The sequence below is a fragment of the Roseomonas mucosa ATCC BAA-692 genome (genome assembly GCF_000622225.1).
In the GTDB taxonomy this organism is placed as follows: Bacteria; Pseudomonadota; Alphaproteobacteria; order Acetobacterales; family Acetobacteraceae; genus Roseomonas; species Roseomonas mucosa.
In genome coordinates, this window is the sequence record NZ_JHWD01000012.1 from 54,025 (window position 1) to 66,429 (window position 12,405).

12 protein-coding genes are annotated in these 12,405 nt (G+C 68.3%); 5 read left to right on the top strand and 7 right to left on the bottom strand.

Annotated features, from left to right (window positions below; all coding sequences use genetic code 11):
- Positions 1–7 precede the first annotated feature (7 nt).
- Entirely contained in the window at positions 8–703 is a 696-nt protein-coding gene (locus BT98_RS0113535; protein WP_019460350.1) for an SDR family NAD(P)-dependent oxidoreductase, read from the top strand.
- 34 nt (positions 704–737) lie between these two features.
- On the opposite strand, the gene BT98_RS0113540 is transcribed toward BT98_RS0113535, so the two are convergent.
- From BT98_RS0113540 to BT98_RS0113570, 7 genes are read right to left on the bottom strand one after another with little or no spacing between them, the layout of a single operon-like run.
- A complete protein-coding gene (locus tag BT98_RS0113540; RefSeq protein WP_019460351.1) occupies positions 738–1,826 on the bottom strand; it encodes a Gfo/Idh/MocA family protein in 1,089 nt (362 codons plus the stop codon).
- 11 nt (positions 1,827–1,837) lie between these two features.
- Positions 1,838–2,890, bottom strand: coding sequence for a Gfo/Idh/MocA family protein (locus BT98_RS0113545; protein WP_019460352.1), 1,053 nt, complete (start codon positions 2,888–2,890; stop codon positions 1,838–1,840).
- A 3-nt stretch (positions 2,891–2,893) separates the two neighbouring features.
- Positions 2,894–4,180: an ABC transporter substrate-binding protein gene (locus BT98_RS0113550; RefSeq protein ID WP_026033062.1), complete on the bottom strand. Its 1,287-nt coding sequence runs from the start codon at positions 4,178–4,180 to the stop codon at positions 2,894–2,896.
- Positions 4,181–4,211: 31 nt separating this feature from the next.
- On the bottom strand, positions 4,212–5,444 hold the full coding sequence (locus tag BT98_RS0113555) for a Gfo/Idh/MocA family protein (protein ID WP_019460354.1): 1,233 nt from the start codon (positions 5,442–5,444) through the stop codon (positions 4,212–4,214).
- Positions 5,434–6,540 carry an ABC transporter ATP-binding protein gene (locus BT98_RS0113560; RefSeq protein ID WP_027297245.1) on the bottom strand — a complete coding sequence of 369 codons (1,107 nt, stop codon included), beginning with the start codon at positions 6,538–6,540 and terminating at the stop codon, positions 5,434–5,436. The genes BT98_RS0113555 and BT98_RS0113560 overlap by 11 nt, the downstream gene beginning before the upstream one ends.
- On the bottom strand, positions 6,537–7,403 hold the full coding sequence (locus BT98_RS0113565) for a carbohydrate ABC transporter permease (protein WP_019460356.1): 867 nt from the start codon (positions 7,401–7,403) through the stop codon (positions 6,537–6,539). The genes BT98_RS0113560 and BT98_RS0113565 overlap by 4 nt, the downstream gene beginning before the upstream one ends.
- Entirely contained in the window at positions 7,396–8,331 is a 936-nt protein-coding gene (locus BT98_RS0113570; RefSeq protein WP_019460357.1) for a carbohydrate ABC transporter permease, read from the bottom strand. Before BT98_RS0113570 ends, BT98_RS0113565 begins: the two co-directional genes overlap by 8 nt.
- A 218-nt stretch (positions 8,332–8,549) precedes the next feature.
- On the opposite strand from BT98_RS0113570, the gene BT98_RS0113575 reads away from it, so the two are divergent.
- The 4 genes from BT98_RS0113575 to BT98_RS0113590 all read left to right on the top strand — a co-directional run bounded on the left by BT98_RS0113575 (position 8,550) and on the right by BT98_RS0113590 (position 12,397).
- Positions 8,550–9,188, top strand: a complete 639-nt coding sequence (locus BT98_RS0113575) for a TetR/AcrR family transcriptional regulator (RefSeq protein ID WP_019460358.1) — start codon at positions 8,550–8,552, stop codon at positions 9,186–9,188.
- Between the two features lie 62 nt (positions 9,189–9,250).
- The gene (locus tag BT98_RS0113580) at positions 9,251–10,405 is read left to right on the top strand and encodes a Gfo/Idh/MocA family protein (RefSeq protein ID WP_019460359.1); all 1,155 of its coding nucleotides are present in this window, start codon (positions 9,251–9,253) and stop codon (positions 10,403–10,405) included.
- Between the two features lie 4 nt (positions 10,406–10,409).
- A complete protein-coding gene (locus tag BT98_RS0113585) occupies positions 10,410–11,570 on the top strand; it encodes a dihydrodipicolinate synthase family protein (protein WP_019460360.1) in 1,161 nt (386 codons plus the stop codon).
- The gene (locus tag BT98_RS0113590; protein ID WP_019460361.1) at positions 11,567–12,397 is read left to right on the top strand and encodes a sugar phosphate isomerase/epimerase family protein; all 831 of its coding nucleotides are present in this window, start codon (positions 11,567–11,569) and stop codon (positions 12,395–12,397) included. The genes BT98_RS0113585 and BT98_RS0113590 overlap by 4 nt, the downstream gene beginning before the upstream one ends.
- The last annotated feature ends 8 nt before the right edge of the window (positions 12,398–12,405 follow it).

The window sequence follows — 12,405 nt, forward strand, 5'->3', positions numbered from 1 at the left end:
CGATCTGATGCTGGAATCCCAGGGGCGCGTGGCGATGGTGTCCGGTGCCTCGCGCGGCATCGGCCGGGCGGTGGTGGAGCGATTGCTGGAGAGCGGCTTCACCGTTTCCGCCGGGATGCGGAGCCCGGATGCCCTGCCGGAGCATCCGCGCCTGAGCCGCCATCGCTATGATGCCGAGGACCTGGCCAGCGCGGAGGGCTGGGTGGCCGGGACCCTGGCGCGGCACGGGCGGCTGGACGGGCTGGTGAACGCGGCGGGGATCAACCCCATGGCCGGCCTGCACGATGCCGACGAGACGGCGCTGGACGCGCTGTGGCGGGTGAACGTGAAGGGACCGGCGCGGCTGATCCGCCTCGCCTGGCCGCATCTCGTGGCCGCCGGGCATGGGCGGGTGGTGAACCTGTCCTCGCTTTCCGGCAAGCGGGTGAAGAACGCCAATCTCGGCTATGCGATGAGCAAGTTCGCCGTGGTGGCGCTGACGCACGAGGTGCGGCGCGAGGGCTGGGAACAGGGCATCCGCGCCACCGCCGTCTGCCCTTCCTTCGTCAATACGGACATGACCGGCCATGTCACGAGCTGGCCGCGCGAGAAGATGACGCAGCCGGCCGATCTCGCCCGGCTGATCGAGACCTGCCTGCTGCTGCCGGACGAGGCGGTGGTGGCGGAGCTGCTGGTCAACTGCCGGCTGGAAGACCTGTTCTGAGGGCGGGGAGGGTGTTTCCCCTCCCCTTCCCTTCTCAGGCGGCGGCCTGTTCCAGCGGCCGCCAGCCCGCATAGCGCGGATGGTTCGGGCCGATGGGCAGGAGGACGGCCTCGCCGGTTTTCGCGGAATGGTACATCGCCGTCAGCAGTTCCAGCGAGCGGCGGGCATCGGCCAGCGTCACCGGCAATGCGCCGCCGCTTTCCAGCGCGGCGTGGAAGTCGCGCATCTGGCCGGTGAAGCGCGGGGGCACCGGCACCCAGCCTTGCAGCGCCTCCTCGACCCGGGCCGCCGTGGCGGCGTCGCGCGGGACGATGCGCCAGGGGTCCTCGCCGGGGTTGTAGGGGCCGGGGCTGCTCTCGAAGGTCAGGTTCTCGAAGCAGAGGTACAGGCGGGTGATCTGTTCCTGGCATCCCACTGTGGCGGCGAGCGAAACCAAGGCGCCGCTTTCCATGGTCAGGCTGGCCACGGCGCAGTCCTCGACCTCGATATGGGGATGGACGCGCGTGGCGGTGCGGGCATAGACGTCGCGGATCGGCCCCATCAGCTCGCAGAGCATGTCGTGCGGGTGGATCGCATGGGTGATCAGCGTGCCGCCCAGCTCCGTGCTCCAGCGGCCGCGCCAGGGCACGGCGTAGTATTCCGGCAGGCGCTGCCAGGCCGTCTCCACCGTCGCCAGATAGGGGCGGCCGGCGATGCCACTCTCGACGAGGTGCCTCGCCTTCTGGAAGCCGTCGCCGTAGCGGTACTGGAAGATGGGCATGACCCGGCCCGGCGAGCGCGCCTCGGCGGCGATCACCGCATCCACCTCCCGCAGGGAGCCGACCAGGGGCTTCTCGCAGACCGCGTGCTTGCCGGCGGCGAGCGTGGCCATGATCTGCTCGCCATGCAGGCCAGGCGGCGTGCAGATGTCCACGATCTCCACATCCGGCATGGCCAGCACCTCGGCGAAGCTCTGCGTGGCGCGGGGGATGCCGTAGTCGGCGGCGAAGCTGGCGAGGCGCTGCGGGTCGATGTCGCAGATCGCGACCACCTCGAAGAGGTCCAGATAGGGAAGGTAGCCTTCCTCCATGTGCCGCCGGCCGATCCCGGCGCCGACGATGGCGAGTTTGCGTCTGATGGGCATGGTCCGACTCCTCACATCCCGGCGAAGGCGCGATCCGCCATGGCCTGGGCGGTCAGGGCGAGTTCCATGGCCCTGAAGCCGAGCTCCTGCGGCATCGCGGTTTCCGTGCGGTCGCGCAGATCGTTGGCGAAGAGGCGCCCGAAGGGCCGCACCGTGTCGTTGCAGTCGATGTAGCGGACGCCGTCCCGGTTCGAGAGGAAGAGGTGATCGCCTCCCGGGCGTCCCTCGGGGTCGAAATACTTCCGCAGCTCGATCGTGCCCTGGGTGCCGAGGATCACCAGTCGCCCGTCGCCCCAGACAGGCATCGCATCGGGGGTGTACCAGTCCACCCGGACATAGCCGGTCACCTTGCCGGCGCGCAGGTGCATGTCGCCGAAGTCGCGGAAGCGGGGGTGTTCCGGCAGGGCGCGGTTGCCGACCGTGGCGGAAAGGACCTCGCCCTCCACGCCCTGGCCCATCCCCTGGCCTATCCCCTGGCCCATCGCATCGGCGAAGAAGAGGAACTGCTCCGCCTGATGGCTGGCGATGTCGGTGAGGATGCCGCCGTTGCGGGCGGGGTCGAAGAACCAGTCCGGGCGCTTCGGGGCGCTGAGGCGGTGCGGGCCGAGGCCGACGGTGTTCACGACCTCGCCGATCGCGCCCTGGCGCACGAGCTCCCCGGCCCGCACCGTCGAGCGCTGGTCCAGGTGTTCCGAGAAGAAGATGCTGAAGAAGCGCCCCGTTTCCGCCCGCGCCGCGCGGACCGCCGCCAGATCCTCCAGCGTCAGCATGCCGGGCTTGTCCACCAGCACGTCCTTGCCATGCCGCATCGCCTCGATGCCGATGCCGGCGCGGTCGGCGGGGATGGCGGCGCTGAGGATCAGGCCGATCTCCGGGGACTCCAGGATGCGCCGGCGATCGGCGATGCGCGGGATCTCCGGGTAGCGGTCCTGGAAGGTGGCGGCGAGGTCGTCCTCCGGCGCGTGGAAGCCGGCGCATTCCCCGCCGGCCTCCCGCATCGCGCGCATCATGCCGTGAATATGGTCGTGGTTGATGCCGATGACCGCGAAACGGAACGGTGCCATGGTTCAGCCGCGCTCCAGCACGTCATTGGCCTCGTTCACGAAGCGCCTGGCGCCGTCCCTGGGCGAAAGGCGGCCGAAGCCGATCTCCTCGTTGGTCCGCTTCAGGATGTTGGCGATCTCGCCCGCGCCCTTGGGCGGCGGCGGCGGCACGGGGCCGACGCGCGTGCTGACCATGTCGATATAGGCCACCAGCTCCTTGCTGGATTCGTCCATGCCCTTCTTGATGACCTCGCGCTGGGCATTGGCGATGGGCACGCCACGCTCCACGCCCAGGATCTCGCCGGCGCGCGGATCGGTGACGTAGAAGTTCAGCAGCTTCACCGCCTCCTCCGCCCGGGGCGAGCGGCCATAGACGCTCAGCAGCTGCGACGGCTTCAGGTACTGGCCGGGCGGGGCATCGGGGGCGATGGTGGGCACCATGGTCATGGTGACGCGGTCGCGGTTCAGCTTCTGCATCGCCACGAGCTGGTTGGAATGGGCGAAGTCGATGGCCGCCTTGCCCAGCGTCAGCGGGCTGGTCTCCAGGCTGTTCTGGTAGAGGGCCTGCACCTCCGCCGGCACGCAGGCCTTGCTCTTGCGCAGGCGGTCCCAGTAGCCGAACCATTCCTCCATGTCGGCGGTGGCGAAGCCCAGCTTGTCGTCCGGCGCGTAGAGCAGCTTGCCCTTCTGGCGCAGGAAGATCTCCAGGATCGGCTCCTGCTGCCCGGCATCCGAAAGCCCGTAGAAGTCGGCCCTGTTGGCCTTGCGGGTGATCTCCGCGCCCAGCTTCGCATAGGCGTCCCAGGTCAGATCGGGTGTCGGCAGCGGCAGGCCGGACTGTTCCAGCACCGTGCGGTTGAACATCATCGAGGGCGAGTTGGCCCCGAAATTGACGCCGTAGAGCTTGCCGGCCGCCTTGCCGACATCGACGAATTTCGGGTCCCAGTCGCTGATCTGCAGCGTGCCGGGCACATGGGAATCGAGCGGCAGCAGCACGCCGCGCCGCGCGTATTCGAAGAGGTAGCGGTAGTCCATCTGGATCAGGTCCGGCGCGTTGCGGCCGACGACCTGGGTGGCGAGCTTGGGCCAGTAGTCGCTCCAGCCCATGTTCTCGCTGTCCACCGACACGTTCGGATGGAGCTGGCTGTAGAGGGCGCTGACCTTCATGGTGCGGTCCGCCCGTTCCTTGGTGCCCCACCAGGTCATGCGCAGCCGCACCGGCGCCGCCTGGGCCCTGGCCAGTCCGCCGCCGCCCGCGAGAAGACCCAGCGAGGCCATCCCGCCCAGCATGAGGTTCCGTCTTGTGGACATGCTTCCTCCGATTGGTTCTTCTTGCTTCCGTTCAGCCGAGCTGCGCGGCCACGGGCACGGCCCGGCCGGTCTTCACGCTTTCCACCGCCGCGACGCCGCAGAGCACGGACAGCGCGCCGGCCCGCGCCCCGGCGCGCTGGTGCAGGGGGTCAGGCATCTCCGGATCGAAGAGCATGGCCTGCAGGCGCTTGTCGCCGCCGAAATGGCCGCCATGCTCGCGCGTGATGCGGATGGTCTCGGAGGGGCCGAAGTTCCGCATCAGCAGGATCTCGTCATGGTCTCCGATGCCGAAGGGGTCCTTCTCCTTGTGCCGGATCTCCAGCCGCCCCTTGCGCCCGTTGAAGGCGAGGTGGTGCCCCTCGACCGGCATGCAGGCGTTCAGGGAGTAGGAGACCTGCACGCCGTTGCCATAGACCAGCGAGGCGCTCATCGTGTCGTAGATGTCGATGTCCTCGCGGAAGACGCAGGCGTCGCGGACATAGCCGTCCTCCCGCGAGGGGTCCTCGTAGAGCATCTCCAGCCAGGGATCGGCGGCGATGTCGAGGTGGAAGTCGCAATCCGCCGCATGGAGGCAGCCGTGGCAGCGCTCGCCGCGATAGGGGCCGTTGGCGCCGTAGTGCCGCAGGTTGCCGCGCGCGAAGATCTCCTTCGGCTCGTCCGCCACGTACCAGTTCAGCAGGTCGAAATGATGCGTGGACTTGTGGACGAAAAGGCTGCCGGAGTTCTTCTGGTAGGCGTGCCAGCGGCGGAAGTAGTCCGCCCCATGGCGCGTATCGAGATACCAGTGGAAGTCGATCGAGGTGATCTCCCCGATCGCACCCTCCATCAGCAGTTCCTTGATCTTCGCACCGAAGGGTGCGTAGCGGTAGTTGAAGGCGACATTCACCTTGCGCCCGGTCCGCGCCTCCGCCTCCAGGATGCGGCGGCACTTGGCCGCGGTGGTGGCCATGGGCTTTTCGGTGATGACGTCGGAGCCTGCCTCCAGCGCCTGCACGATCAGGTCGTCATGCGTGTCGTCGCGGGTGCAGACCATCACCGTGGCGGGACGGAGGGTGGACAGCATCTCCCCGAAATCGGTGAAGACCGGGGCGTTGGTGCCGATCGCGCGCTGCGAGCGGTGGGCGCGCATCCCGTTGATGTCGCAGAGGCCGACGAGATCCACCTGCGGGCCGAGGCGGGAAAGCAGCTCCTTGCCCCACATGCCGGTGCCACGATGGCCCGTGCCGACCAGCGCAATCCGCTGCTGCGCGAGATCAAGCGACATACTCACTCCCCATGGACAGGACCGGCGCCAGGCGCGGGCAGACGGAGCCGTCGGCGCGGAACAGGTGGCAATCCCCCGCATCGCAGGTGATCGGGATGTTTTCGCCCGGATGGATGCGGCGCTGTCCTTCCAGTTGCAGCGTCACGGCCTGTCCGTCCGCCGTCTGGCCATAGACCAGCGAGGCGCTGCCGAGCTGTTCCACGAGCTGCACGCGCAGGCCGCCGAGTTGCACGCCGTCGCTTCCGGCGCGCAGATGCTCGGGCCGGATGCCCAGCACCAGCCCTTCCTCGGCGGGCGGGCGGAGGCCGGGAAGGCGCACCTCCTGGCCGCCCAGCATCACGCCCTCCCCCCCCGGCGCAGGGGCCACCGACAGGAAGTTCATCTTCGGGCTGCCGATGAAGCCGGCCACGAAGCGGTTGGCCGGGTTGTTGTAGAGATCGAGCGGCGAGCCGATCTGCTCGACCTTCCCGGCGCGCAGCACCACGATCTTGTCGGCCATGGTCATGGCCTCCACCTGGTCGTGGGTCACGTAGATCATCGTGTTGCCGAGCTTGCGGTGGAGATTGGCGATCTCCACCCGCATCTGCACGCGCAGCTCGGCGTCCAGGTTCGACAGCGGCTCGTCGAAGAGGAAGATCCCCGGCTCGCGCACGATGGCGCGGCCGATGGCCACGCGCTGGCGCTGCCCGCCCGAGAGCTGCTTCGGCTTGCGCTCCAGCAGATGGCTCAGTTGCAGCACCTCCGCCGCCTGCCGCACACGGCGGTCGATCTCCGGCTTCGGCATCCGGGCGGTTTCCAGCGCGAAGGCCATGTTCTTGTACACGTTCATATGCGGGTAGAGCGCATAGGACTGGAAGACCATGGCGATGCCGCGCTGCGCCGCCGGCACGTCGTTCATCACATCCCCACCGATCACCAGAGCGCCGTCCCAGATCCTTTCCAGCCCCGCGATCATGCGCAGCAGGGTGGACTTGCCGCAGCCCGAGGGGCCGACGAAGACCACGAACTCGCCGGGCGTGATGTCGATGTTCACGTCATGCAGCACGGCATGCTGGTCGAAGCGCTTGAAGACGTGCCGCAGGTTCAGGCCGGTCATCGTTTCATCCCCGTGGTGGCGATCCCCTCGATCAGCAGGCGCTGGAAGAAGAGGAAGAAGAGGAAGACAGGAACCAGGCCCAGGACGGACATGGCGAAGAGCGCCGGCCAGTCGGATTCCCCGCCCGAATCCACGAAGGAGCGCAGGCCGATTTGGGCCGTGTAGGTTTCCATGTCGTTCAGGTAGATCAGCGGCCCGAAGAAGTCGTCCCAGGTCCAGATGAAGGAGAAGATCGCGGCTGTCGCCATCACCGGCAGCGAAAGCGGCAGCATGATCTTCCAGTAGATCCGCCAGGGGCTGCACCCGTCCATCATGGCGGCCTCGTCCAGCTCGCGCGGGATGTTGCGGAAGAACTGGACCATCAGGAAGATGAAGAAGGCGTCCGTGGCCAGGAACTTCGGCACCACCAGCGGCAGGATGGTGTTCACCCAGTCCAGGTTCAGGAACAGGATGTACTGCGGGATCAGCGTGACGTGATAGGGCATCATCAGCGTGCCCAGCATCAGCGCGAACCAGAGGTTCCTGCCCCGGAAGCGCAGCCTGGCGAAGGCATAGGCCGCCAGCGAGCAGGATACGACGTTGCCGATCACCGACAGCACCGCGATCACTGCCGAGTTCCAGAAGAACCGCCCGAAGCTGACCTGGAGGCTGTTCCAGCCGCGGACATAGGCCTCCAGGCTGAGGCTCTGCGGGATGATCGAGATGGTGGAGAAGATGTCCTGGCTGCTGCGGAAGGAGCTCGCGAGCATCCAGAGCAGCGGGTAGAGCATGCAGAAGGCGACGGCGATCAGCACCGCATGCTTCAGGACCGGGCGGCCGCTTGCCGCCGCGCGGGGGCCGCCGTGGCGGAGGGCCTCACTCATCGTAATGCACCCAGAAGCGCGCGGAGAGGAAGGAGACCGCGGTGAAGCCCGCGATGATCAGCACCAGCACCCAGGCGAGCGCCGAGGCATAGCCCATGCGGAAGAAGCTGAAGGCCTCCTGGAACAGGTAGAGGGTGTAGAACAGGGTGGAGTTCACCGGCCCGCCCGTGCCCTCGCTGATGATGAAGGCGGGGGTGAAGGCCTTGAAGGCGTCGATCACCTGCACGATGGAGTTGAAGAAGATGATCGGCGTCAGCAGCGGCAGGGTGATGCGGAAGAACTGCCGGCGCGGCGAGGCCCCGTCCAGGCTGGAGGCCTCGTACAGGTCCTGCGGAATCTGCCGCAGCCCGGCCAGGAAGATGATCATCGGGCTGCCGAACTGCCAGATGCCCAGCACCACCAGCGTGTAGAGCGCCGTATCCGGGTTGGCGATCCAGCTCGGCCCCTGGATGCCGACCAGGGCGAGGAGCTGGTTCAGCAGGCCGGTGCCGGAGAAGATCTCCCGCCACAGCACCGCGATGGCCACGCTCGCCCCCAGCAGGGAGGGCAGGTAGAAGATGGCCCGGTAGATGGTGAGGCCGCGGATGCCCTTGTTGAGCACCATCGCCACGCCCAGGGCGAAGGCGAGCTTCAGCGGCACGGTCAGCACCACATAGGTGAAGGTGACGCGCAGGGATTCCCAGAACTTGGTGTCCGAGAAGAGGATGCGCCGGTAGTTGGCCATCCCCGCCCAGCGCGGGTCCGTCATCAGGTCGAAATGGGTGAAGGACAGCGCCAGCGAGGCCAGGGCCGGCCCCAGCGTCAGCCCGAAGAAGCCGATCAGCCAGGGCAGCAGGAAGAGGTAGCCGGGCAGGCTTGCCCAGCGTTTCCGGCTGGCCTTCCGCTTCCGGGCGGCGGTCCAGCCCGTTTCAGCGGCGGCGATCTGCATGATCCCCCGCCCCGTTTCCGGGTTTCGTCATCGGTCGTCCTCCCCATGGCTCTTGCGGCCATGTCCGTCAGCCCCTACTCAGCAAGCAGGTAACCGGTTGGTTCCCACGCTAGGGAGGCGCCTCCCTTCGTGTCAAGCACGGATATGATCGGTCGTGATCGCACACGAGCGTTCTTTCCGCTGGTCTTGTGCATCCTCCACGGCAATTTTGCGGAACCATGTCGGACATCCTCATCCCGCAGCGCAGCAAGCGCGCCGAGACCACCCGCCGGAAGATCCTGGACGCCGCGGTCGTCGAGTTCACCGCCAATGGCCTGGCCGGGGCCCGGGTGGACGAGATCGCCGCCCGGGCCGGGGTGAACAAGCGCATGCTCTATGTGCATTTCGGCAGCAAGGAGGAGCTCTGGATCCAGGTCCTGGAGCATGTCTATGGCGCCAAGCGGGAGGAGGAGCGGGCGCTCGACGTCGGCAGCCTGCCGCCGGTGGAGGCCATGGCACGGCTGGTGCGCTTCAACCTTCGCTACACGGCGTGGCATCCGGAGTTCGTCACCCTGCTGAACCAGGAGAACATGCACCGGGCCAGTTACCTGGGGCGCAGCGAGCAGGTGCGGGCGCTCTACTCGCCGCTGCTCGAATCCGTGCGGGATGTCTTGGTCAGGGGCGCCGAGGCGGGCGTCTTCCGGCGCGATGCCGATCCTTTGCAGACCTATGTGACGATCGTGGCGGTGGGCCATTTCTACGTGGCCAACCTCCATACCCTTTCGGCCATCTTCAAGACCGACCTGTCCACCGAGGTGGCGCTGGGGCTGCGCGAGGATCACTGCGTGGATGTGATCCTGGGCTATCTTCGTGCTTGACCGGCGGGGCAGTCCCGTTCTTAGGTAACCATGCAGTTACCTGAGAACGGGATGGAATCGTCATGGCGGAACGTCGCATTGGCCTGATCATGCATGGCGTGACAGGGCGCATGGGCATGAACCAGCACCTGATCCGCTCGATCGCCGCGATCCGGAAGGATGGCGGCGTCCCCCTGAAGAACGGCGACCGGCTGATGCCCGACCCGATCCTGGTCGGCCGCAACCGCGAGAAGCTGGAGGCCCTGGCCCGGGCGCACGGGGTGGAGCGCGTCGGCACCGATCTCGACGAGGCCCTGGCCAACAAGGAAGACGAGATCTTCTTCGACGCCGGCACCACGCAGATGCGCGCCGCGCTGATCCGCAAGGCCATCGCCGCCGGCAAGCACATCTACACCGAGAAGCCGACCGCCGATAACCTGGAGGACGCGCTGGACGTGGCCCGCCTCGCCCGCAAGGCGGGGGTGAAGAACGGCGCGGTGCAGGACAAGCTCTTCCTGCCGGGGCTGGTGAAGCTGAAGATGGCCATCGACAGCGGCTTCTTCGGCAAGATCCTCTCGGTGCGGGGCGAGTTCGGCTACTGGGTCTTCGAGGGCGACCTGCAGCCGACGCAGCGGCCCTCCTGGAACTACAAGAAGGACGAGGGCGGCGGCATCATCCTCGATATGCTCTGCCACTGGCGCTACGTGCTGGACAACCTGTTCGGCGAGACCAAGGCGGTCTCCTGCCTGGGCGCCACGCACATCCCGCGCCGCATCGACGAGAAGGGCGAGGCCTACGAGGCCGATGCCGACGATGCCGCCTACGCCACCTTCGAGCTGGAGGGCGGGGTGATCGCGCAGATCAATTCCTCCTGGGTGACGCGGGTGCGGCGGGACGACCTCGTGACCTTCCATGTGGACGGCACGCATGGTTCCGCCGTGGCCGGGCTGATGACCTGCCGGACGCAGAGCCGTGTGAACACGCCGAAGCCCGTCTGGAGTCCCGACACGCCGCAGCCCATCGACTTCTTCGCGGGCTGGGAGGAGATCCCCGACACGCAGCCCTATCCCAACGGCTTCCGGGTGCAGTGGGAGCTGTTCCTGCGCCATGTCGCGGGCGAGCTGCCGGAGTTCAAGTGGAACCTGCTGGCCGCCGCCAAGGGCGTGCAGCTCGCCGAGGCCGGCCTGAAGTCCTGGGCCGAGCGCCGCTGGATCGACCTGCCGAAGCTGGAGGTCTGACCCTGTGCCGACCCTGACCCTGCCGGGCGCCGAGGGGCGCCTGGCGCCCTACACCACGGGCGCGCCACGGGAGTTCCCCGTGGCGAAGCCGCCCTTCCCGCGTATCGCCCTGGCCGCCGCGCATCTGGTGGCCGATCCGCTGGCGGAGCAGGACCCCTGGCTCGACGTGAGGATCGACTGGGACCGCACCATCGCCTTCCGCCGCCACCTCTGGTCGCTGGGCCTGGGCGTGGCCGAGGCGATGGATACGGCGCAGCGCGGCATGGGCCTCGACTGGACGGGGGCGCAGGAGCTGATCCGGCGCTCGCTCGATGCGATGAAGGACGTGCCGGGCGCGGTGATGGCCTCCGGCGCCGGCACCGACCATCTGGCGCCCGGCCCGGATGTCACGGTGGACGACGTGATCCGTGCCTATGAGGAGCAGTGCTCCGCCGTCGAGGGCATGGGCGGGCGCATCATCCTGATGGCCTCCCGCGCCCTGGCCCGGGCGGCGCGCGGGCCGGACGACTATGTGCGCGTCTATGACCGCATCCTGCGGCAGGTGCGGCAGCCGGTGATCATCCACTGGCTGGGCGAGATGTTCGACCCGGCGCTGGAGGGCTACTGGGGCCATCACGACCACTGGAAGGCGATGGAGGTGGCGCTGGAGGTCATCGCCGGCCATGCCGCCAGGGTGGACGGGGTGAAGATCTCCCTGCTCGACAAGGAGAAGGAGATCGCCATGCGCCGCCGCCTTCCCGAAGGCGTGCGGATGTACACGGGCGACGACTTCAACTACGCCGAAACGATCGCCGGGGATTCCGAGGGGCATTCCGACGCGCTGCTCGGCATCTTCGATCCGATCGCCCCGGCGGTGGGCGGCGCGCTGGCCTGCCTGTCGCGCGACGACCTGCAAGGCTTCCACGACATCCTGGCGCCGACCGTGCCGCTCAGCCGGCATATCTTCAAGGCGCCGACCCGGTTCTACAAGACGGGCGTGGTCTTCATGGCCTGGCTGAACGGGCACCAGGACCACTTCACCATGGTCGGCGGGCAGCAGTCGGCCCGCTCCATCGGCCATTTCGCGGAGCTCTTCCGTCTCGCCGACAAGGCCGGTCTGCTGCGCGACCCGGACCTTGCCGCCGCGCGGATGCGGCAGATCCTCGCGGTGCACGGCGTGTCATGAGCATGGCGAAGAGCGATCCCGGACCCCTTTCCCTCAACACCGCCACGGTGAAGGAGCGCTGGGGGCTGGCGGAATGCATCGAGGGCTGTGCCCGGCACGGCATCCCCGGCATCTCCCCCTGGCGCGACGTGCTGCAGGCCATGGGGGTGGAAGAGGCGGCGCGGCAGATCCGCGACGCCGGGCTGACGGTCACCGGCCTGTGCCGCGGCGGCATGTTCACGGCCCCCGACGCGGCGGGGCGGGCCGCCGCCATCGAGGACAACCGCCGCGCCATCGCCGAGGCCCATGCCATCGGCGCCGCCTGTCTCGTGATGGTCTGCGGCGGGCTGCCGCCCGGTTCCCGGGACCTGCCCGGGGCGCGGGAGATGGTGCGGGAGGGGCTGCACGCCATCATGGGCGAGGCGCGCGATGCCGGCGTCACCATCGCGCTGGAGCCGCTGCACCCGATGACCTGCGCCGACCGCTCCGTGCTCGCCACGCTGGGGCAGGCGCTGGATCTCTGCGAGGAGCTGGGGCGCGGCAGCGGCGTGGCGCTGGATGTCTATCATGTCTGGTGGGACCCGGACCTGGCCCGGCAGATGCGGCGCGCCCGGGGACGGATCGCCGCCTTCCACACCTGCGACTGGCTGGTGCCCACCACGGACACGGTCTTCGACCGCGGCCTGCCGGGCGACGGGGTGATCGACATCCCCGCCATCCGCGCCATGGCGGAGGAAGCCGGCTGGCCCGGCGGGGCGGAGGTGGAGATCCTGTCGCGCCGCTGGTGGGCACGCGACCCGGACGAGGTGCTGCCGCTGCTGAAGGAGCGCCACCAGAGCGCCTGCTGACACCCTCC

Coding starts and splice junctions, on each gene's coding strand:
- BT98_RS0113570 (WP_019460357.1), bottom strand. CDS start 8,331: ATGCAGATCGCCGCCGCTGAAACGGGCTGGACCGCCGCCCGGAAGCGG.
- BT98_RS0113580 (WP_019460359.1), top strand. CDS start 9,251: ATGGCGGAACGTCGCATTGGCCTGATCATGCATGGCGTGACAGGGCGC.
- BT98_RS0113590 (WP_019460361.1), top strand. CDS start 11,567: ATGAGCATGGCGAAGAGCGATCCCGGACCCCTTTCCCTCAACACCGCC.
- BT98_RS0113550 (WP_026033062.1), bottom strand. CDS start 4,180: ATGTCCACAAGACGGAACCTCATGCTGGGCGGGATGGCCTCGCTGGGT.
- BT98_RS0113545 (WP_019460352.1), bottom strand. CDS start 2,890: ATGGCACCGTTCCGTTTCGCGGTCATCGGCATCAACCACGACCATATT.
- BT98_RS0113535 (WP_019460350.1), top strand. CDS start 8: ATGCTGGAATCCCAGGGGCGCGTGGCGATGGTGTCCGGTGCCTCGCGC.
- BT98_RS0113555 (WP_019460354.1), bottom strand. CDS start 5,444: ATGTCGCTTGATCTCGCGCAGCAGCGGATTGCGCTGGTCGGCACGGGC.
- BT98_RS0113575 (WP_019460358.1), top strand. CDS start 8,550: ATGTCGGACATCCTCATCCCGCAGCGCAGCAAGCGCGCCGAGACCACC.
- BT98_RS0113565 (WP_019460356.1), bottom strand. CDS start 7,403: ATGAGTGAGGCCCTCCGCCACGGCGGCCCCCGCGCGGCGGCAAGCGGC.
- BT98_RS0113560 (WP_027297245.1), bottom strand. CDS start 6,540: ATGACCGGCCTGAACCTGCGGCACGTCTTCAAGCGCTTCGACCAGCAT.
- BT98_RS0113540 (WP_019460351.1), bottom strand. CDS start 1,826: ATGCCCATCAGACGCAAACTCGCCATCGTCGGCGCCGGGATCGGCCGG.